This window comes from Bradyrhizobium sp. CIR48 (genome assembly GCF_014198315.1).
Classification (GTDB): domain Bacteria; phylum Pseudomonadota; class Alphaproteobacteria; order Rhizobiales; family Xanthobacteraceae; genus Bradyrhizobium.
Window position 1 is genome coordinate 784888 of sequence record NZ_JACIHG010000002.1, and the last position, 21654, is coordinate 806541.

15 protein-coding genes are annotated in these 21654 nt (G+C 65.8%); 5 read left to right on the forward strand and 10 right to left on the reverse strand.

Annotated elements, in window-relative coordinates; translation table 11 throughout:
- The first annotated feature begins 8 nt into the window (after positions 1–8).
- A complete protein-coding gene (locus GGD66_RS10105; RefSeq protein WP_183257556.1) occupies positions 9–992 on the forward strand; it encodes a glycerophosphodiester phosphodiesterase in 984 nt (327 codons plus the stop codon).
- Between the two features lie 152 nt (positions 993–1144).
- Here GGD66_RS10105 and GGD66_RS10110 read toward each other — a convergent pair whose 3' ends face one another.
- On the reverse strand, positions 1145–3424 hold the full coding sequence (locus GGD66_RS10110; protein ID WP_183257557.1) for a fused MFS/spermidine synthase: 2280 nt from the start codon (positions 3422–3424) through the stop codon (positions 1145–1147).
- A gap of 228 nt (positions 3425–3652) precedes the next feature.
- Between GGD66_RS10110 and GGD66_RS10115 the strand changes: the two genes are divergently transcribed.
- Positions 3653–5263 carry an NAD(P)/FAD-dependent oxidoreductase gene (locus GGD66_RS10115; protein WP_183257558.1) on the forward strand — a complete coding sequence of 537 codons (1611 nt, stop codon included), beginning with the start codon at positions 3653–3655 and terminating at the stop codon, positions 5261–5263.
- A gap of 271 nt (positions 5264–5534) precedes the next feature.
- Here the strand turns inward: GGD66_RS10115 and GGD66_RS10120 are convergent, their stop codons facing one another.
- Positions 5535–5690, reverse strand: a complete 156-nt coding sequence (locus tag GGD66_RS10120; protein ID WP_018322539.1) for a Flp family type IVb pilin — start codon at positions 5688–5690, stop codon at positions 5535–5537.
- Positions 5691–5852: 162 nt separating this feature from the next.
- Between GGD66_RS10120 and GGD66_RS10125 the strand changes: the two genes are divergently transcribed.
- A complete protein-coding gene (locus tag GGD66_RS10125; protein ID WP_183230662.1) occupies positions 5853–6740 on the forward strand; it encodes a 50S ribosomal protein L11 methyltransferase in 888 nt (295 codons plus the stop codon).
- Between the two features lie 125 nt (positions 6741–6865).
- Here the strand turns inward: GGD66_RS10125 and GGD66_RS10130 are convergent, their stop codons facing one another.
- Positions 6866–7045 (reverse strand): hypothetical protein, encoded by a 180-nt coding sequence (locus tag GGD66_RS10130; protein WP_018322541.1) that lies wholly within the window; start codon positions 7043–7045, stop codon positions 6866–6868.
- Between the two features lie 186 nt (positions 7046–7231).
- Between GGD66_RS10130 and GGD66_RS10135 the strand changes: the two genes are divergently transcribed.
- Both GGD66_RS10135 and GGD66_RS10140 read left to right on the forward strand, forming a co-directional pair.
- Complete coding sequence (locus GGD66_RS10135) at positions 7232–9061, forward strand: aminopeptidase P family protein (RefSeq protein ID WP_183257559.1); 1830 nt, start codon at positions 7232–7234, stop codon at positions 9059–9061.
- Positions 9062–9251: 190 nt separating this feature from the next.
- Positions 9252–10526, forward strand: coding sequence for a multidrug effflux MFS transporter (locus tag GGD66_RS10140; RefSeq protein ID WP_183257560.1), 1275 nt, complete (start codon positions 9252–9254; stop codon positions 10524–10526).
- A 180-nt stretch (positions 10527–10706) separates the two neighbouring features.
- On the opposite strand, the gene ligA is transcribed toward GGD66_RS10140, so the two are convergent.
- From ligA to GGD66_RS10175, 7 genes are all read right to left on the reverse strand, one after another.
- Entirely contained in the window at positions 10707–12860 is a 2154-nt protein-coding gene (ligA, locus tag GGD66_RS10145; protein WP_183235124.1) for an NAD-dependent DNA ligase LigA, read from the reverse strand.
- Positions 12861–13056: 196 nt separating this feature from the next.
- Positions 13057–14730 (reverse strand): DNA repair protein RecN, encoded by a 1674-nt coding sequence (gene recN, locus GGD66_RS10150; RefSeq protein WP_183257561.1) that lies wholly within the window; start codon positions 14728–14730, stop codon positions 13057–13059.
- A gap of 13 nt (positions 14731–14743) precedes the next feature.
- On the reverse strand, positions 14744–15634 hold the full coding sequence (locus tag GGD66_RS10155) for an outer membrane protein assembly factor BamD (protein WP_026202056.1): 891 nt from the start codon (positions 15632–15634) through the stop codon (positions 14744–14746).
- Between the two features lie 245 nt (positions 15635–15879).
- Positions 15880–16842, reverse strand: coding sequence for a UDP-3-O-acyl-N-acetylglucosamine deacetylase (lpxC, locus tag GGD66_RS10160; protein ID WP_018318684.1), 963 nt, complete (start codon positions 16840–16842; stop codon positions 15880–15882).
- A gap of 363 nt (positions 16843–17205) precedes the next feature.
- Positions 17206–19005, reverse strand: a complete 1800-nt coding sequence (gene ftsZ, locus GGD66_RS10165; RefSeq protein ID WP_183257562.1) for a cell division protein FtsZ — start codon at positions 19003–19005, stop codon at positions 17206–17208.
- A gap of 87 nt (positions 19006–19092) precedes the next feature.
- Complete coding sequence (gene ftsA, locus GGD66_RS10170) at positions 19093–20415, reverse strand: cell division protein FtsA (RefSeq protein WP_183257563.1); 1323 nt, start codon at positions 20413–20415, stop codon at positions 19093–19095.
- On the reverse strand, positions 20412–21434 hold the full coding sequence (locus tag GGD66_RS10175; RefSeq protein WP_018318681.1) for a cell division protein FtsQ/DivIB: 1023 nt from the start codon (positions 21432–21434) through the stop codon (positions 20412–20414). The genes ftsA and GGD66_RS10175 overlap by 4 nt, the downstream gene beginning before the upstream one ends.
- Positions 21435–21654 lie beyond the last annotated feature (220 nt).

The following is a 21654-nucleotide window of genomic DNA, read 5'->3' on the forward strand; positions in this document are numbered from 1 at the left end:
GAGGCACCATGTCCTCACGTGCCGCGACCATTCTGATCGTGTTCTCCATGCTGATCGCGGGCCCGGCCATGGGCTTTGATATCGAGGCGCATCGCGGCGGGCGGGCGCTGCTGCCGGAAAACACCCTGCCAGCCTTCGCCAACGCGCTGTCGATGGGTGTGGACACGCTGGAGCTCGATGTCGGCGTGACCGCGGACGGTGAGGTCGTCGTCTCGCATGAGCGCGGGCTCAATCCTGATCTCGCACGCGGCGTCGGCGGGACTTACATTGCTCCGCCCGGCACGCCCTTGGTAAAATTGCGGCTGGACGAGGTCAGGACCTATGACGTCGGCCAAATCCGGCCGGACAGTGCCTATGCGAAGCAATTCCCCGACCAGCGCGCCCTGCCGGGGACACGCATTCCCACCCTGAGCGAGCTGTTCGCGCTGGTGCGCAAGTCTGGCAACTCGCGTGTGCGCTTTAACATCGAGACCAAGATCGATCCGAACCGCCCCGACGAAACGCTCGATCCGCAAGCCTTTGTCACGAAGCTGCTGGGACTGATCGAGACCGAAACGTTCTCCGACAGGGTCATGATCCAATCCTTCGACTGGAGAACCCTGAAGCTCGTCCAGCAGCAGGCGCCGAAGATACCGACCGTGTACCTGACGCTCCAGCGCGGCACGGGCCAGACAGTCGCGCTGGACAAAGCCACCAATTGGACGGCGGGCTTCAGCCCGGCCGATCACGGCAGCTCGCTGCCACGGACGATCAAGGCGGCGGGCGGCACGATCTGGTCGCCCAATTTCGGCGACGTGACGGCGGCGCTCATCGCGGAGGCCCACGGACTCGGATTGCGCGTCGTGGTGTGGACGGTCAACAAGCGCGAAGACATGGCGCGGATGATGGAGCTCGGCGTCGACGGGATCATTTCCGACAGGCCCGACCTGCTGCGGGAGGTTGCCGGCGAGAAGGGCATTGTGCTGCCGGCGGGGACGCCGGTCGTGCCGTAACCGTCGGTCTCGTGTCCCGGACGCGGTGCAGCGTGCAACGCTGCTGCGCAGAGCCGGGCCCCAGGCTCTGCAGCGCACCGCACCGGACGATGCTTCGCATCGCCGGGAGCGCTGCGCTGCGTCCGGGGCACGGAGACGATTGTCGTGCCGCCCTACTCTCCGTTCTTCAAACGCCGGTACAAGGCGCCCAGGATGTTGGAATAGTCGTCGGTCCAGACCCGCACCCTGTCGTCGGCTTCGGTCTGCTCCCAGACCTTCGAGGACGCGAGCCGACCGATGTCGGCCTCGTCGCGCGCGGAGATGACGACGTCGGTCGAGAAGATGTAGTCGCCATCGCGCCCGGAATCCTCGTTGAAGACCCAGCTCTTCAAATCATTGGCGTCGGCGATGCCGACCACGACGGTCTCGAGATCGAGGTGCCGGTTGGAGACGTGCATCACCACGGCCCCGTGCGGCGCGAGCTTGTCCTTGTAGATCTTCATCGCCTCTTCGGTGGCAAGATGGATCGGGATCGCATCCGACGAATAGGCATCGACGATGATGAGGTCGTAGGCGCCGTCGGGCTCCTTTGCGAAGGTGAGGCGCGCATCGCCGATCACCGGCCTCATGTCCGGCAGGCAGCTCGAGATGTAGCGGAAATTTTTGGGATCACGCGCAGCTTCCACCATCGACTGGTCGATCTCGAAGAATTTCCAGTCCTCGCCAGGTTCGGCGGCGCAGGCGAGCGTGCCCGATCCGACGCCGATCGCGGCGACCTTGAGCGGCGCGCCCTTGCGCTCGCGGATCGCGCTGACGGCCTGACCGATGCCGCCGTCCTTGTGATAGTAGGTGATCGGCTCGGGCCGGCCGGTGACCGGCGTGCCGTCATTGTTGCGGAAGCGCTCGGCGCCGTGGATGGTGGTGCCGTGCATCAGCACGTGGAAATAGCCGCCGGGCGTCACCACGATCTTGTGCACGCCGAAGAAGCTGCGCACCGTCGTAACGCGACCTTCGTCCGCGGGATAAACTCGGATCAACGCCAGCGCGAGCGCTACGGTGGCGAAGATCTTCCAGCGGCCGGCATTGAGCGCCAGCGCCAGCAGCGCGGCGAGCACGCCGACGGCGCCGGCGACCCAGACGCGGTGATCCTCCAACCAGGTCGAGAGGCCGCCAGTGGTGTAGGACGGCGCAACCAGCGCAACCGCGAGCGCGGCGAGCACCAGCCAATACCATTTGATGACACCTGCGAGACGCTCGTTCGCGGACGGCCGGCACAGCGCGGCAAGCGCGATCAGGATCGGGTATTCGGCGATCCACGAGAAGGTGAAGGGAGCAACGAGGCCAGCAAAGAGACCGCCGACCATGCCGCCGAACGACAGCGCGACATAAAAACCGGTGAGATATCTGGCGGCCGGCCGCGTCCGCGCCAGCTCGCCGTGACAGGCCATGGCGATGACGAAGAAGCAGAGTTGATGGCCGCCGAGTGTCAGCAGCAAATTCTGCTCGCCGCCGAAGGCGAGCAGGACGATGACGCCCGCGATCGCGACCGGCTGCAGCATCAACATCCATTTGTGCGGCAGCAGCGGCCGCGACTGGAACACCACGACCCAGGTGAGCAGGTACAGCGACAGCGGCAGCACCCATAGCAACGGCGCCGCGGCGACGTCGGTCGAGATGTGCGCGGTGACCGCGATGAGCAGACCCGAAGGCACCGCGGCGAGGAATATCCAGCGCAGCCGCGTCACGATATCAGGCGCCGGCGCGTTGACGTCCTCGGTTCGCGCATCGGCCACCGCCAGCTTCGGCGAGCGCAACAGCAGCACGCCGCAGGCGGCGATCAGGAGGATCAACAGGCCATAGCCACCGGTCCAGAGCCGGTTCTGCGCATGCAGCGTGAACATCGGCTCCAGCAGGAACGGATAGGACAACAGCGCCAGGAAGCTGCCGATGTTGGAGGAGGCGTAGAGGAAATAGGGATCGTGCCCGGCGGGATGGCCGGTGCGAACGAACCAGGCCTGCAGCAGCGGATTGTTGGCGGCGAGCGCAAAGAACGGCAGGCCGATCGAGACCACGAACAGGCCGAGCAGCCAGAACGCATAACCCGAAGCGGGCGGCTCGCCGTAGGCAGAGGCTATTCCGAGCGGCAGCGTGGCGAAGGCCGCGATCAGCAGCAGCAGATGCACCGCCACCGGCACGATGCGGCGCCTCGCCTGCATCAACAGATGCGCATAGGCATAGCCCGCCAGCAGCAGCGACTGGAAGAACACCATCGCCACCGACCACACCGCCGGCGAGCCGCCGAGCCGCGGCAGCACCATCTTCGTGAACAGCGGCTGCACCGAGAACAGCAGCAGCGCGCTGACGAAGATCGCAGCGGTGTAGACCGTCAGCAGCAGCCGGTTGCGCGAGGACGACGGCTGCTCCGTGGCGGCAGGTTGCACGATCGAATCCATGGAAGCTCCAGCCTACATTCCCCGGCGGGCGCCGGACGCGCGCAATGGAGCACAAGGCGCCTGAACGGGCAATAAAGGCACTCGTGATGTTGCAGCGAGGAATGCCTGATATAGAGATGTCATTCCGGGGGGCGCGAAGCGCGAACCCGGAACCTCGAGATTCTCCGGTGCGGAGCCCGCACCATAGTTCGATGCTGCGCATCGCCCCGGAATGACGCCAGGGAAATCATGACCGAAACCGACGTCGTCATCATTGGCGCTGGCCATAACGGCCTCACTTGCGCCGCCTATCTCGCGATGGCGGGCCTGCGCGTGCGCGTGGTCGAGCGCCGCAAGGTGGTCGGCGGCGCCGCAGTCACCGAGGAGTTTCACCCCGGATTCCGCAATTCGGTCGCGGCCTACACTGTGAGCCTGCTCAATCCGCAAGTGATCCGCGACCTCAAGCTCACTGAACAGGGCCTGCGGATCGTCGAACGGCGCGCCCAGAACTTTCTGCCCGCGCCGGATGCCAGCTATCTCCTCACCGGCGAAGGGCGGACAAAGCCATCAGTCGCGCGGCTGAGCGCGCATGACGCAGACGCGCTCGACGGATTTTCGCGCGAGCTGGAAGACATCGCCGACGTGCTGCGGCAGTTCGTGCTTCGCGCGCCGCCGAACCTCGTCGACGGCTTTGGCACAGCGGCCGTTCGCGAAGGCGTCAACGCCTGGAAGACCGCCAACATCCTGCGCGGTCTCACGCTGGAACAGAGCCGCAGCCTGCTCGATCTCTTCACCCGCTCGGCCGGCGAGATGCTGGACGAGCGCTTCGAGCATGATCTGGTCAAGGCCCTGTTCGGCTTCGACGCCATCGTCGGCAACTATGCCAGCCCCTACGCCGCCGGCTCGGCCTATGTGATGCTGCATCACGCCTTCGGCGAGGTGAACGGCAAGAAGGGGGTCTGGGGCCACGCCATCGGCGGCATGGGCGCGATCACGCAGGCAATGGCGCGCACAGCGCGCGATCGGGGCGTCATGATCGACACCGATGCCGGCGTCCGTGAGATCATCGTTGAGCGCGACCGCGCCGTCGGAATCGTGCTGGAGAACGGTTCAACCATCCGCGCCAATTATGTCGCGGCCAATGTCAATCCAAAGCTGCTTTACACGCGGCTGGTCGCGGCCGACGCGCTCCCTGCGGACTTCCTCGCCCGCATCCGGCACTGGAAGAACGGCTCCGGCACCTTCCGCATGAACGTTGCGCTGGACCGCCTGCCCTCCTTCACGGCGCTGCCGGGCGAGGGCGATCATCTCAGCTCCGGCATCATCCTGGCGCCGAGCCTCGGCTACATGGACCGCGCTTATCTCGATGCGCGGGCGCAGGGCTGGAGCCGGGAGCCGGTCGTCGAGATGCTGATCCCCTCGACGCTCGACGACACGCTGGCCCCAGCTGGAAAGCACGTCGCCAGCCTGTTCTGCCAGCACGTCGCGCCGGAGCTTCCCGATGGAAAGTCGTGGGACGACCATCGCGACGAGGTCGCCGATCTCATGATCGCGACGGTGGACAAATACGCGCCGGGTTTTGCGGCGAGTGTGCTGGGCCGCCAGATCCTGTCCCCGCTCGATCTCGAACGGCAGTTCGGCCTCCTCGGCGGCGATATCTTCCATGGCGCGCTGACGCTGAACCAGCTGTTCTCGGCGCGGCCGATGCTGGGCCATGCCGATTATCGCGGGCCGTTGAAGGGCCTCTACCATTGCGGCTCCGGCGCCCATCCCGGCGGCGGCGTCACCGGCGCGCCCGGCCATAACGCCGCGCAGACGATCTTGAGAGATCACCGGTCGCTGTTCGGAAGCCGTGGATAGGTCTGTGGATGAGCTGTGGACTGGCCGTTGAATGATCTGTGGTCAGACCGAGGATACATGGGCCAGAACGCCGGGACCGATTTGGGGAAAGCCGGTGGACAATCGCGGGACAAGCGGGTGGACGGCGTCCAGGCAAGCGGTGGACAATTTGTGAAGATCACTGAGAACGCTCGCCCGAAAACGACCTCGCCCGCCAGGGTATCCCCTCGCGGGCGGTGATCAGGAAAAACCTCAAAGAAAAATAGCCCCCGCTGGGAAATGGAGGCGGAAATTACTTCAAGGAGCTGCTAATCGAAGTGAACTTGTCGTTCAGGGTGACGCCCAGGCTGTTCACCACGGTGATGATCGCCAGAGCGATACCTGCGGCAATCAGGCCGTACTCGATCGCGGTTGCGCCGGACTCGTCCGACCAGAACTTTTGAACCATGCGCTTCAAAACTCGCCTCCGTTTCAATTCCAAGCTGTGTTGGTTGGTTTCGACATCCGCAAAGATACGGGGCGCAACCTACAGCCCGGTTAACCGGGAACCGCAACTTATGCGGAAAAATGGCAATAAAAGCTCCAAAAATTGAACTCAACGGAACCCTGAATGCAGCCTTCTCCCACCCATCGCGCCAGCTTTTCGATCGGCAGCGAGGCCGACGCCAGGCGCGTCGTCGACGTGCTCACCGAGGTGTTTTTCGACGGCGATGCGGCGGTTGCCGCCTTCGAGCGGCCCGACGGACCATGGGACGTCACGCTCCATTTCGCCGAGGCGCCCGATCAGGCTTGGCTACGCGAACTCGTTGCAACTTCAGCAGGAAATGCGATCGCCGCGACGCTTCTCTTCGACACGGTCGAGGCCAAGGACTGGGTCAAGGCCAGCCTGGAAGATCTCGTCCCGGTCCCGGCCGGGCGCTTCGTCGTACACGGCAGCCATGACCGCGACCGCGTGGCGCCGAACAAGCTCGCCATCGAGATCGAGGCGGCGCTCGCCTTCGGCACCGGCCACCACGGCACCACCCGTGGCTGTTTACTGCTGCTTGACCATGTCCTTAAGAGTTCCCGTCCGAGGAACCTGCTCGACCTCGGCACCGGAACCGGCGTCCTCGGCATCGCGGCGGCGAAGGCGCTGCATCGCGCGGTGCTCGCCTCCGACATCGACCCGCCGTCGGTGCGGGTGGCGGCCGAGAACGCGGTGCTGAACGAGGTCGGCAACCAGGTCCGCGTAATACGCGCCACCGGCTTCGCCGCGCCGGATTTCGAAAAGGCCGGCCCATTCGACCTGGTGCTGGCCAACATCCTCGCCAACCCGCTCAGGCAACTCGCGGGCCCGATGGCGCGGCATCTCGCGCCCGGCGCACGTGTCATCCTCTCCGGCCTGTTGACGCACCAGGCCCCCGCCGTGATCGCCGCGTACCGCGCGCGCGGCCTCGTGCCGTTGAAGCATCTGCGGATCGAGGGGTGGAGCAGCCTGTTGCTGCGGAAGATGTCGTAGGGTGGGTTAGCCCTGCGATTTCGCAAAAGCGCAATCGCTCGGCGTAACCCACCTTTTCTGTCACCGCGGGAAAAGACGTGGTGGGTTACGCCTTCGGCTAACCCACCCTACGAAATTCCGCCGCGCTACTCCGCGGGCTTCTCGTCCCGCCGCATCGGAGGCTCGTCCTGCAAGCTACGCCTCGCGCGACGCTCGGCGATACGGTCGATCATCTGGCGCATGACGCCGCGCGGTTTCTTCGGTGCCGCCGCAGTCGGGGCGCGACGCACCGGCGGCGTAATCTTCTCAAACGTGAACGCTGGCATCGTGTGTCCCCTCGCCGTTGAGATGAACCACCTGCTCGAATTTCCCTGTCATCCGGACGAAGCGCAACTGCCGCATCCTTTACTCCACTCAATTCGAATGGAACCATTCAAGCACAGTCCATGCCAGATGCGATGCGAATGCGTCCAGATTGCGGACTCGTCCCCATGATCCTAAAGTGATCCACCATGTTCGAAGCACACTTCCAGACATTCGAGGAGCCGGAGGCCGGCGTCGCATTGACGGCGCGACTCGCCTCCCTTCGCGAAGAACTCGCCCGCCGCAAGCTGACCGGCTTCGTGATCCCGCGCGCCGATCAGCAGCAGAACGAATATGTGCCGCCGTCCGAAGAGCGGCTGGCCTGGCTGACCGGCTTCACGGGCTCGGCGGGACTCGCGGCGGTGCTGACCCAGGAGGCCGCATTGTTCGTCGATGGCCGCTATACGCTTCAGGCCGCCAAGCAGGTCGACGCGAAGGCCTGGGCCGTGGAATCGCTGATCGATCCGCCGCCGGAAAGCTGGGTGTCCGCGCATCTGAAAGCCGGTGACCGCCTCGGATTTGATCCGTGGCTGCACACTTTTGCGGCAGCCGAGCGCCTGTCCGCCGCCTGCGCCAAGGCCGGCGCCGAGCTAGTCGCCGTCGACAGCAATCCAATCGACGCGGTCTGGCAGGACCGCCCGCAGCCGCCGATCGCCCCCGTCGCCGTGCACAGTCTGCAGAATGCCGGCGTCACTGAAGCCGAGAAGCTGACGCAGATCAGAGCCGAGATCGTCAAGCTCGGCGTCGACGCGCTGGTGCTATCGGACAGCCACGCGGTGGCCTGGACCTTCAACATCCGCGGCGCCGACGTCGCGCACACGCCGCTGCCGCTGTCCTATGCGCTTGTGCCGAAGGAAGGTCGCCCCACCATCTTCATCGACCACCGCAAACTCTCCAACCTCACGCGCGACCATCTCGAGCAGTCCGCCGACGTGCGCGAGCCCGATGCGATGGCGCCGACGCTGATGGCGCTGGCCAAAAGCGGCGCTGCGATCGCGCTCGACGGTGCCACAGCGGCCGATGCGCTCAGCCGCCTGATCGCGGGCGCCGGCGGCAAGCCGGTGCGCGGCAGCGATCCGATTGCGCTGCTCAAGGCAGTCAAGAACGCCACCGAGATCAAGGGCACGAAGACGGCCCATGTGCGTGACGCCGTGGCGCTGGCACGCTTCCTCGCTTTCATTGATCGCGAGGCCGCAAGCGGCAAGCTCACCGAGATCGACGCAGTCGAGGCGCTGGAGACGTTCCGCCGCGACACCGGCGCGCTCAGGGACGTATCGTTTCCGACCATCTCCGGCACCGGCCCGAACGGCGCCATCGTGCACTACCGCGTCACCCGCAAGAGCAACCGGCGGATCGCGCCGGGCGACCTCTTGCTGATCGATTCCGGCGCGCAGTACGAAGACGGCACCACGGACGTCACCCGCACCATGGCCGTGGGCGAGCCGACCGACGAGATGCGCGACCGCTTCACCCGCGTGCTGCGCGGCCATATCGCGATCGCGCGCGCAGTCTTTCCGGACGGCACCACGGGCGCGCAACTCGACACGCTGGCGCGGCAATATCTCTGGGCCGCCGGCGTCGATTTCGAGCACGGCACCGGACACGGCGTCGGCAGCTATCTCTCGGTGCATGAAGGGCCGGCGCGGATCTCGAAGCTCGGCACCACGCCGCTGAAGCGCGGCATGATCCTCTCCAACGAGCCCGGCTACTACAAGACCGACGGTTTCGGCATCCGCATCGAGAACCTGGAGCTGGTGGTGGCCGCCGACATCAAGGGCGCCGAGAAGCCGATGAACGCGTTCGAGACGCTGACGCTGGCGCCGATCGACCGCCGCCTCATCGATGTTGCGATGCTGAGCCGCGACGAGCTCGGCTGGCTCAACGCCTACCACGCGCGTGTCCGGGCCGAGATACGGCCCGCGCTGGACGAGGCGACACAGACCTGGCTCGATCAGGCGACGGCGGAGCTGAAGGCGTAGGGGTCACCCTGCCGCAGCGCGCATGGCGCTACGCCGTTTGCGCAACGCTGTTTTCCCGACACGGAGGCTAAAGCGAATATCGCGCCTCCAGCATAACCATCCCGGAATCCGTATAGCCGCATTCCGAAACGCCGATATCCGTCTTGCGCGAGCGCGCTACAGTCGATTCGAACTCGAAAGACGGACACCAATGCACGGCATGATCAGCAAACCGCCGGGAGCGGCGGCCAACCTCGCGACGTCGCGCCTGGTGCTGCTGTTGCTGGTCGTGATGACCGGGATCGCGCCGATCTCGCTTTATATCCTGGTTCCGGCACTGCCGGTGCTGGCGACGAATTTCGGCAGCGACATCTCGATCGCGCAGATGACGGTGTCGCTCTACATGGTCGGCATCGCGCTGTCGCAGCTCATCATGGGACCGCTGTCCGACCGGTTCGGACGACGCCCTGTGCTGCTCGGAGGGCTGGCGCTGATGGTCGTGGCAAGCGTCGCGTGCATCTTCGCCGAGACCTTGCCGCAATTGATTGCCGCGCGCTTTTTCCAGGCGCTCGGCGGCGCCTCCGGCATGGTGATCAGCCGCGCCATCATCCGCGACATCTACGAGCGCGACCGCGTCGCCTCGATGATCAGCCTCGTGGTCGCCGCGCTGATGATCGGGCAGATGGTTTCGCCGCTCACCGGCGGCCTGATCGAGACCGCGTTCGGCTGGCGCGCGCTCTTCTACGCCATCACCATCGCCGCGATCATTGTCGCCGCCGGCATCGCGGTGGCGCTGCCCGAAACGCGGCGCAGCCGCGCCGCCGGCAGCGGCTTCCGCGGCGACGTCGGCATCTTGATCCGCAACCGCGCTTTCGTCGGCTATGTGATGTGCCAGGTGCTGGCCTCGCAGATCATCTTCACTTTCGCGGGCGGCGGCCCCTACATCGTGGTGACGCAGATGGGCCGCAGCAGCGCCGAATACGGCGCCTGGTTCGCGACCTCGGGCTTTGCATTTCTCGTCGGCAACCTGCTCTGCGTACGCTTTGCGCCGCGGCATTCGCTGGAAAAGCTGATCTGGTTCGGGCTCGCCCTTCAGCTCGCCGGCAGCCTTGCGAACCTGCTGTGGAGTTTGATCGGCTGGAACGAGGCGCCGGCCTGGCTGTTCGGCACGCAGATGATCGTGATGGCCGGCAATGCCTTCGTGATGGCGAATTCGGCCGCAGGCGCCATCAGCATCCGCCCCGAAGCCGCCGGCACCGCCTCCGGCACGATGGGCTTCCTCCAGCAGGGCATCGGCGCGCTGATGTCGCAATTCGGCGCCTATCTCGGCGGCCACTCCGCAACGACGCTGCCACTCACCGCCGCAGTCCTCGCGATCTCGCTGCTCTGTGCCTGCGTGATGATCTTCGTCGTGCCCCGCCGCGAGATGACGGTGAGCGAGACGCTGATCAAGCAGGCGGAAGAGGAAGAGAGCGGGATGATGTGAGGGAGGCTATGCGCGTTACCCTTCCCCTCTGCCCTTGTGGGAGAGGGTGGCTCGCCGCGGAGCGGCGAGACGGGTGAGGGGTCTCTCTCCACGCAGATCACTCTCAGTCGAGTTTGTGGATACAACCCCTCATCCGGCGCTTCGCGCCACCTTCTCCCACAAGGGGAGAAGGAAGAAACCTCACTCCCCGATCAGCGTCAGCCACTCGTCCTCAGTCAGCACCTTGACGCCGTGCTTGTTGGCCTCTGCCAGCTTCGAGCCCGCGCCGGGGCCGGCGACGACGAGATCGGTCTTCTTCGACACCGAGCCCGACACCTTTGCCCCTAAGCGCTCTGCAGTCGCCTTGGCCTCGTCGCGCGTCATCTTCTCCAGCGAGCCCGTGAACACCACCGTCTTGCCGGCGACGGCCGAGTTGCTCTTTGGCTTCTCGGCGTCGACGATCTCGACTTCCTTGGTCAGCCGCTCGACGATGCCGCGGTTGTGGCTCTCGCCGAAATAATCGGCGATGCTCTTGATCACGGTGTCGCCGATCTGGTCGAGCGCGTCCATGTCGGCCATCGCCTCCTCGTCGCCGTGAGCGATCTTGAGGCAGGCGTCGTGGAAGGCGTCCCAAGAGCCATAGCCGCGTGCCAGCGCCAGCGCCGTGGTCTCGCCGACATGACGCATGCCGAGCGCATAAATGAAGCGTTCGAGCGCGATTGTGCGCCGGCTCTCGATGGCGCCGAACAGATTGCGCACCGAGGTGGCACCGTAGCCCTCGATCTCCTCGAGTTTCAGCTTCGCGTTGCGCTTCTCCAGCGTGAAGATGTCGGCGGGCTCCTTGACCCATCCCTCGTCGAAGAAATACTGTAGCTGCTTCTCCCCTAAACCGTCGATGTCGAACGCACGGCGCGAGACGAACAGCTTGAGGTGCTCGACCTTCTGATAGGGGCAGGCGAACTCGCCGCTACAACGGGCGCGGGATTCCTCCTCTCCGGCTGCGGTTGCGCCGCGGACGACGTCGGTGTGCAGCGGGCACGGGCACTTCTTCGGGAAAGAGAATTCCCTGGCGCTCTTCGGCCGCTTGTCGAGGACGACATCCACGATCTGCGGAATCACGTCGCCGGCGCGCTGGACCACGACGGTGTCGCCGATCCTGATATCGCGCCCCTCGCGCAGCACCTCGCCCTTGTTGCCGATGCCCTTGATGTAATCCTCGTTGTGCAGCGTGACGTTTTGCACGATCACGCCGCCGACGCCGACCGGCTCCAGCTTGCCGACCGGCGTGAACGAGCCGGTGCGACCGACCTGAATCTCGATGTCGCGCAGCACGGTCATGGCCCGCTCGGCCGGGAATTTGTGCGCGATGCCCCAGCGCGGCGTGCGCGAGACGAAGCCGAGCCGCTCCTGCCAGTCGATGCGGTCGACCTTGTAGACAACGCCGTCGATGTCGTAGTCGAGCTCGGCGCGCTCTTCCTCGATGCTCTGGTGGAACGCGATCAGCTCCTCGACGGAGTGACACAGCTTGGTCAGCGGATTGGTCTTGAAGCCGCAGCGCTCGAACCAGTCGATCATGCCGCTCTGCGTCGCTTCCGGCATCGCGCTCATCTGCCCCCACGCATAGGCGAAGAAGCCGAGGGGGCGCGAGGCGGTGATGGTCGGGTCTTTCTGCCGGAGCGAGCCGGCAGCCGAATTGCGCGGATTGGCGAAGATGGTATCGCCCGCCGCCTTCTGCCGCTCGTTGAGCGCGAGGAACGCCCTCTTGGTCATGTAGACCTCGCCGCGGACCTCGCAGATATCGGGGATGTTCCGGCCCTTCAGCTTTTGCGGTACGTCTTCGAGCGTGCGGATGTTGGCAGTGACATCCTCGCCGACCGCACCGTCCCCGCGCGTCGCCGCAGTGACCAGCTCGCCACCCTCGTAGCGCAACGACATCGAGAGGCCGTCGATCTTCGGCTCGGCGGAGAAATTGACCTTGTCGTCGTCGAGCTTCAGGAAGCGCACGATGCGGCCGACGAAGTCGCGCACGTCCTCCTCCGCAAAGGCGTTGTCGAGCGACAGCATCGGAACGGAATGCCGGACCTTCTTGAAGCGGCCTGACGGCGCCGCGCCGACCTTCTGCGAGGGCGAGTCCGCGGTGACGAATTCAGGAAAGCGCTTCTCGATCGCATTGAAGCGTTGGCGCAGCGCGTCGTACTCGGCGTCGGTGACGGTGGGCGCGTCCTCCTGATAGTAGCGCTCGTTGTGCCCCTCGATCTCCAGCGCCAGCCGCATGTGCTCGACCTTGGCCTGGGCCTTGGTGAGGTCGGCGACGTCGCGAAGCGGTGTTGTTTTGGATTTTGCTGCTCTGACCATGGTGCTTGGATACGACGGAGCGGGTAGCACGGTAAAGGCGTGTGGAAATCTCGTGCCCCGGACGCAGCGCAGCGCTCCCGGCGATGCGGAGCATCATCCGGTGCGGTGCGCTGCAGAGCCGGGGCCCACGTGGCAGAAATCTGGGTCCCGGCTCTGCGGAGCAGCGTACGCGCTGCGCCGCGTCCGGGACACACAATCAAGCCGTCGCCGCCTTCAGCAGCCTCTCCGCCGCCGCCCTCGCCTCGGCCGTAATCTCTGCCCCCGCCAGCATGCGCGCGATCTCCTCGCGGCGGTGGTCGGCGGCCAGCGCATTGACGCGGGTGGCGACGCGCTTGCCCTTGTCGAGGGCATCCTTGGAGATCAGGAGGTGCTGGTCGGCGCGGGCGGCGACCTGTGGGGCGTGGGTCACGGCCATCACCTGCACCTTGCCGGCAAGCCGCGCCAGGCGCCCGCCGATGGCGTCGGCGACCGCACCGCCCACGCCGGTGTCGATCTCGTCGAACACGAGCGTCGGCGCCGAACCGCGGTCGGACAGCACGACCTTGAGCGCGAGCAGGAAGCGCGACAGCTCGCCGCCGGAGGCGACCTTCATCATCGGTCCTGCCTTGGTGCCCGGATTGGTCTGCACCCAGAACTCGACGCGGTCGAAGCCTTGCGGGCCCGGAGCTGCCTCATCGGTCGCGACCTGCGTCATGAACCTGGCGCGTTCGAGCTTGAGCGGCGCCAGCTCGGTGTTGACCGCCTTGTTGAGCTTCTCAGCCGATTTCTGCCGCACCAGCGACAGCTTCTTGGCGGCGGCGGCATAGCGGCTATCTGCCTCGATCGCGGCCTGCTCCAGCTTTTTCAGCCGCGAGGCGCCGGCATCGATCAGCACGACGTCGGCGGCGTATTTCGCGGCCAGCGCGGCCAGCCCGTCGACCGGCGTCGAATATTTGCGCGAGGCGGCCCTCAGCGCGAACAGGCGCTCCTCGATGCGTTCGAGCTCGGCCGGATCGAAATCGGTCGCGGCGAGTGCCGCCTGCAGATGCTGGTCGGCTTCCTCCAGCGCGTTGATCGCCATGTCGATCGCCTTCACGGCCGGCTCGACCAGTGCGGGCGAATTGACGCCGCGGCGTTCCAGCCGGCGTACCGCAGCCGACAGCGTCGAGACCGGCGAATGGTGGCCGCCGACAGCCTCCTGCGCCTCGCGCAAATCGGAGGCGATCTTCTCGCCCTGCATCATGGTGGTGCGGCGGTTGGCGAGCGAGGTTTCCTCGCCGTCCTTGGGCGCGAGCTGCTTCAGCTCGGCGGAGGCGTGGCGCAGATAGTCGGCCTCCCGCGCGGCGCGCTCCATGGCGGAGCGATGCTCCTCCAGCGCGGTGTTGGCGGTGCGGCGTGCGTCCCAGAGCGTTTCGACCGCGGCGACGTCCTTCTCCAGGCCGGCGAACGCGTCGAGCAGGCGGCGGTGGGTCGCGGCATCGACCAGCGCACGCTCGTCATGCTGGCCGTGGATCTCCACCAGGGCGGCGCCGACCGCCTTCAGCGTCTGCACGCTGATCGACTGGTCGTTGATGAAGGCCCGGGTGCGGCCGTCGGCGAGCTGCACGCGGCGGAGAATCATCTCGCCGGTGTCCTCGAGGCCGTTCTCGGCGAGGATTTTCGTCGCGGGGTGATTCTTGGGGACATCGAACACGGCGGTCACCTGCCCCTGCTCCACGCCGTGGCGCACGAGGCCCGCGTCGCCGCGGCCGCCGAGTGCCAGCGCAAAGGCATCGAGCAGGATGGATTTGCCCGCACCAGTCTCGCCGGTCAAAACCGCAAGGCCGGTGGCGAATTCGATATCGAGCCGTTCGATCAGGACGATGTCACGGATCGACAGACGCGCCAGCATGGAACCAAATTTCCTAGCCGAGACCCATCTTCTTGAAAGTCCGGCTGATCCAGGACCCCTGATTCTCGCTCGGTTCGAGACCGCCGGATTTTACAAGATTATAGGCGTCCTTGTACCAGCGGCTGTCAGGAAAATTGTGCCCAAGCACAGCCGCCGCGGTCTGCGCCTCGCCGACAATGCCGATCGCCATATAGGCCTCGGTCAGCCGGAACAGCGCTTCCTCGACATGGCGGGTGGTCTGGTACTGCGTGACGACGGTCTTGTAGCGGTTGATCGCAGCCGTGTAGTCGCGCTTCTGCGCGTAATAGCGGCCGACATTCATTTCCTTGCCGGCAAGCTGGTCGCGCGCACCCTCGATCTTGGCCTTGGCGGATGTCGCGTATTCCGAGTTCGGATATTTGCGCACCACCTCTTCAAGGGCGGCGATCGCCTTCTCGGTGCGGGCCTGATCGCGGCTGGTGTCCGGGATCTGGTCGTAATGGGAGGCGGCGATCAGATATTGCGCATAGGCCGCATCCGGGCTGCCGGGATGCAGCGTGACGTAGCGGGTGGCAGCGCCGATGCAGCCGTCGAAGTCGCCGCCCTGGTAGGACGCATAGGCCGACATCAGCAGCGATTTACGGGCCCAGTCGGAATAAGGATGCTGGCGGTCGACCTCTTCGAACTTCTTGTTCGCCGCCTTCATGTCCTTCTTCTCGTTCATGAGGTACAGGCCCTCATTGTAGATCTTATCGGCGGGCTCCTCGACGAAGGTGTCGTCCTTGGCGGTGAACTTGTCCCAGAGCGAGCCGGTGCCGCAGCCGGCCAGCGGCACCGCGAGCATCATGAAGGTGACGGCCTGAAGCAGCCCGCGGGCTCGCGACGAGACCGAGAAATATCCGCGCGTCGTACGCTGTGCCGACATGAGTTTAAGCCCTGACGCCCTGTGATGCGGTGCCGCCAGCCCATGAACCCCGTCATGGGCGCGAAATGTAACCGTGGTGCCTGCCATGCGACCACGCCGATGTATCCGAAAAGCGATCTTTAACCAACCGGATAGGCAGGCATTTCGCCCGGATTAAGGCGAACGTGCCGCAATCCTAGCCGATCGTGGTTACCAGGAGTTTCCCGGGGTAAGCCGCTGCCTGAGGCAGGCGGCAACAGCTCTGTTCAGGACACGTCCGGCCCATAGGCCGCAGCGATCCGGCCGCCGACGATTCCGCGGCCGACCTCGCCCACGGGGCGCGTGGTGCGGCGGGCTGCCTCGCCCTCGACCACCCGCCAGGCGGTACGGTCGGCGAGCAGCGCGGTCAGCACAGCGTGGTTGAGCTTGTGGCCGCCACGCACCGAGCGGTAGGCGCCAAGCAGCGGCAGGCCGGCCAGCGACAGGTCGCCGATCACGTCCAGCACCTTGTGGCGGGCGCATTCATCGGCGTAGCGCAGGCCCTCGGTGTTGAGCAGCCGCTCGTCGTCGAACACGACGGTGTTGTCGAAGGAGGCGCCGAGGGCATAGCCCGCGCTCCAGAGCCGCGCCACGTCGCTCATCAGACCGAAGGTCCGGGCCCGGCCGACTTCGCGGCGGAAACGCTCCGGGTTGAGCTCGAAGGCGTAGCTCTGCTGGCCGATGACGGGATTGGTGAAATCGATCTCGACCTCGACGCAGAACCCATTGGCGTAGGGCCTGATCTCGCCGAAGGAGTCGCCGATCTTGACCGAGATCGGCTTCAAAACCTGGATGAAGCGGCGCTGCGCCGGCTGGGTAACGATGCCGGCCTGGTCGATCGCCGCAATGAAGGCCGCCGCGCTGCCGTCCATGATCGGCACTTCGGGACCGTCGATCTCGATGGTGGCGTTGTCGACACCCATACCCCGCAGTGCAGCAAGCACGTGCTCGGCGGTGGACACCAGCGGACCGTTGCGATCGCCGAGGACGGTGGCGAAGTCGGTCGCGATCACCTGCTCGGCGGTCGCCTGAACTTCGCGGTCACTTCCCTCGAGGCCGGTGCGGACAAAAATAAAACCCGCGTCGACAGGCGCAGGCCCAAGGGTGAGAGTGACGGGAAGACCGGAGTGAACGCCTACGCCTGCCACGGAGGCTTGCGCACGAAGCGTTGTTTGCCGGCTAAATTTCATCAGGAACCCGCCCCACTACGACCCACTGCGACTTATACTGGACTCACTTGGCCGGCCAGTGCCGGGCTCCTGCGAATCCGTATCCCCAAGTCACGCCAAACCATAGTCACTGCCTCAAACAGCGCCAACTCACGCTTTTTTACCGATTGTTACCCCAAACCTGCCGTATTCGCGCCAAGGCTTAACCAAATTGCGCCGAGGTTTTGGGTCGCTTCCGGCAGTTTGACTGAACACCCAAACACGTAATTAATGATTTAAAATCAGTTGCTTGTCTGCGCAATCCGGACATGCACGGGATAAAAGGAAAGGTCCCGGCAAGCTTGTTGCCGGGACCTTTTTTCGTCTGCCTTATTGTAACAATCCTCAGGTCGCCTGCCGCCGCAGGAAGGCCGGGATATCAAGATGGTCGTCGCCCTGTGGCGCCGGCGCAACAGGCGCCGGACGGCCGTGCATGTCCAGACCCTGCGGCGCGGGGCGGCGGGCATACTCAGATACCGGCTCGCTCGATGCGATCTGCTGCGCCACGGTCTTCTGCTGGCGGCGCTCGGGCAGCGGCGGCATCGCGGGACCGGCGGTGCGGGCCGCGACCGGCGGCTCGCTTTCCTCGTCGCGACGGCCGAGGCCGACATTGGCGAGGCGCTGCAGCAGCGACAGGCGGGTCTTCTGCGGGGTCTCCTCCTCGACCTCGCCGCGGGCCTGGCGAATCTCGGCCTGGGCCGGCATCGGCAGCTCATCGAGGCGCGGCATCCGCGGCGCACGGGCCGGCGCACGCTCGGCCTGCGGCGGAATGAAGTTTTCCGGCGTCATCGGCTCCTGCATCGCGATCGGGGCCATGTCGGGTTCCGGGAACAGCGTCGGCTTCTGCGCGATCGGGCGCACAGTGACGTCGCCATAGGTCTGCATCGGCGCGGGCGCCTGCGGGACCTCCGCAACGGCGGCGGCGATGGCGGCGAGCGCGGCGCGCTCGACATTCGGACGGGGCGCCATCGGCGCGGCAGCGACCGGGGCTGCGGCCGGAATCTGGCCTTCCAGCTTCTGGGCGCGCTCAGCCATACGCTGATTGTCGGCGCGGAGCCGCGCGGTCAGGTCGGCTAGACGGCTCTCGGCTGCGACGGCGGGAGCTGCGGGAGCCTGCTGCGCCTGCGGCGCCGCATTCGCAACCGGGGCGGAGGTCGCCTGGCTGTTGCGGGCGATCGCGGCCTGCTCGATGCCGGTGGCAACGACCGAGACGCGGATCAGGCCGTCAAGCGCTTCGTCGAAGGTCGCGCCGACGATGATGTTGGCGTCCTGGTCGACTTCCTCGCGGATACGGGTCGCGGCTTCGTCGACCTCGAACAGCGTGAGGTCCTTGCCGCCGGTGATGGAGATGAGGAGGCCCTTGGCGCCCTTCATCGAGCTGTCGTCGATCAGCGGGTTGGCGATCGCGGCTTCCGCGGCGGTCAGCGCGCGCTTGTCGCCGGAGGCTTCGCCGGTGCCCATCATCGCCTTGCCCATCTCGCGCATGACGGCGCGGACGTCGGCGAAGTCGAGGTTGATCAGGCCTTCCTTGACCATCAGATCGGTGATGCAGGCAACGCCCGAGTACAGCACCTGGTCGGCCATCGCGAAGGCGTCGGCGAAGGTGGTCTTCTCGTTGGCGACCCGGAACAGGTTCTGGTTCGGGATGATCAGCAGCGTATCCACGACCTTGTGAAGCTCGTTGATGCCGGCTTCGGCCGTGCGCATGCGGCGGCCGCCCTCGAAGTGGAAGGGCTTGGTCACGACGCCGACGGTGAGGATGCCCATGTCGCGCGCGGTCTTGGCGATCACAGGAGCTGCACCGGTACCGGTGCCGCCGCCCATGCCCGCGGTGACGAACACCATGTTGGCACCCGAGAGATGGTCGCGCAGCTCGTCAATCACCTCTTCCGCCGCCGCCGCGCCGACGTTCGGCTGCGAGCCGGCGCCGAGGCCTTGCGTGACCGCCGTGCCCATCTGCACGATGCGCTGCGCCTTCGACATCGTCAGCGCCTGCGCATCGGTGTTGGCGACCACGAAATCGACGCCCTGAAGGCCCGCCGTGATCATGTTGTTGACGGCGTTGCCACCGGCGCCACCGACGCCGAACACGGTGATCCGGGGCTTCAGTTCGTGAATATCAGGAACATTGATGCTGATGGTCATGTTTGCCTCTCGATCACGCGCGCGTGGGTTCGCCCCGGCCGGCGGCCGCGGGAGTTGGTGAAAGTCGGGAATTGCGGAAATGAATCATCAGAAGCCCTCGCGTAGCCATCGTCCGACCTTTCCGAAATAACCGCCGGTCCCTGTCTTGACCTGCTGCCGCGTATGCCGCGGTTCGACATGTTCGTGGTGAACATATTGCGGGTAGACGAGGAGTCCGGCCGGCACCGCGAACGCGGCGTTCTTCGCCTCGTTGGGCAGCCGGCCGAAGCCGAGCGGACGTCCGACCCGCACGGGCCGGCCGAGAATCTGGGTGCCGAGTTCGACGAGGCCGGTCAGCTGCGAGGCGCCGCCCGAGAGCACGACCCGGCCGTTGGGCTCTGAGGCGAAGGGCGAATCCTTCAGCTTGTCCCGAACCATTTCGAAGACTTCCTCGGCACGGTGCTTGACGATGTTGGCGATGGTGGCGCGGGAGACGATCTGCGGCAGATCCTGCTCGTCACCGGCTGTCGGCACAGACATCAGCTCACGCGAGTCCGATCCGCCGGTGATGACGGTCCCGTATAACGTCTTGATTCGCTCGGCATCGGCAATGGTCGCGGAGAGTCCGCGCGCAAGATCCATCGTGATGTGTTGCCCGCCGACCGCAAAACCCGCCGCATGCACGAAACGGCCGCCTGAATAAACGGCAATCGTAGTGGTGCCGGCGCCCATCTCGACAACGGCGGCGCCGAGATCGGCCTCGTCGTCGGTCAGCACGGACAATCCGGCGACGTAAGGGCTGCCCGCCATGGCTTCGACATTGATGTGGCAGCGCTCCACCGCCAGCATCAGGTTCCGCGCCACGGTGGCGTCGCAAGTAACGACGTTCATGTCGACGCCGAACTGATGCGCAACCATGCCGCGGGGATCGCGGATGCCCTTGACGCCGTCGAGCGTGTAGCCGACCGGAAGCGCGTGCAGCACGGTGCGGCCTTCGCCGGTGGCATGACGCATGCCGGTGGAGGTGACGCGGCTGACATCGGCCTGCGTCACGGCGCCACCACGGATATCTGCGGCGGCTTCGACCAGTTGGCCGGAAAGCCGACCGCCGGAGACCGAGAGCAGCACGGACTCGACCCGCACCTTGGCCATTTTCTCCGCGAGCGCGACGGCCTGGCGCACGGCCTGCTCGCATTCGGTAAGGTCGATCACCGCGCCGGCCTTCATGCCGCGCGACTGGATCTGGCTGTAACCGATCAGTTCCACCGCATGGGTGCGGCCGCGCAGCGCCTCGCTCGGCGGCGACGGCTTCAGCCGCGCGATCATGCAGGCGATCTTGCTGGTGCCGATGTCGAGGCAGGCGACGAGGCCGCCGCGCTTGTGCGGCATCGGGCGCGTCTTCGGGGTCTGGGTGCGATCGAGACCGGTCATGCGGAATCCCCGGCCTTCTTTTTCTTCTTGTCCTTGAACAGCTCCTCGCGCGCCTTGGCGGCGTCCTCGGACAGCTGCACCACCAGGCGATCAGGCAGGCGCATGTCGACGGCGACGATGTCGCGCGAGAACAGCCTGTCCTCCTTGTCGAGCTTGGACAGCATCGCCAGCGCGTTGCCGACGTCCTGCTCGGGCAGACGGATGTCGAGGCCGTCCTTGAGCCTCAGGTTCCAGCGCCGCTCGCCGACGAAGATCGCGGCCTTGGTGATCGAGTTGACCTGCGGATAGCGCGCCAGCAGAGCGAGGAAATCGCGGGCCTGGGTCTCGGCGCCCTTGCCGACCACGAGCGGCAGCGACAGGAAGCGACGCGAGACATAGGGTTCGAGGACGGCGCCGTCATCGGCGATGACCGAGAGCCGGCCGGCCTCCTGCCACAGCGCGAATGCCTTGCGCTCGGTGAGCTCGATCATCAGCTGGCCCGGATAGAGCTTCAGCACGGTCGCATCCGCGATCCACGGATTGGCCTTGAGCTTGTCGCGCACCGCGTCAGCATCGAGGAACAGCAGCGAGGAACGGCCGCTGACGCCGCCGATGGCCAGGATCTCGTCCTGGGTCAGATGCTTGCGGCCGTTGATCACGACGGAAGTGATGCGGAACCCGGCGGAATTGGCCAGCGCGTTGCGGGCATCGCTGACCGCGGTGATGAAATCCTGGAGATGGCCGCCCTTGACGATGCCGAAGCCGGTGCTGCCGATCAAAAGCAGCACGGTCATGCTGATCCCGACCCGGCGCGGCAGATAGCGCTCCACCAATGCGACCACGCGCGGCGGCGGCTCACGCTCGATGATGGCCTTGGCCTTGATCTTGGCGGCAGCACGCGCGGCGTGAAGTCTTTGCTGGCGCTTGTCCTGCAGCCACTCGCGCAGAAGCACGACCGCTCCGACAGCGGCCGCCTTCAGGTCAGCTTGGGGCCTCAGCGATCTGAAAAACGACCGGGTGAGGCTTCCTGCTCCATCCATTGCACGAGCTCGTCAACAGTTTGCCCGCGACATCGCGCGGATCCTGGCGAACATGACGTCTTCGACGTGCCGGGCCGGGTGCTGGTCTTCAGCAGAAGAAGCCTCTCCCCTTCAAAGCGTTCGCTGGAGGTGACATCACCCCCGACAGCTCACGCGCCGGCAGCCAAAGCGCCATATGCGCCGCCAGCGTTAACCTTCGGACGTCCTGGTAAACAAAAGG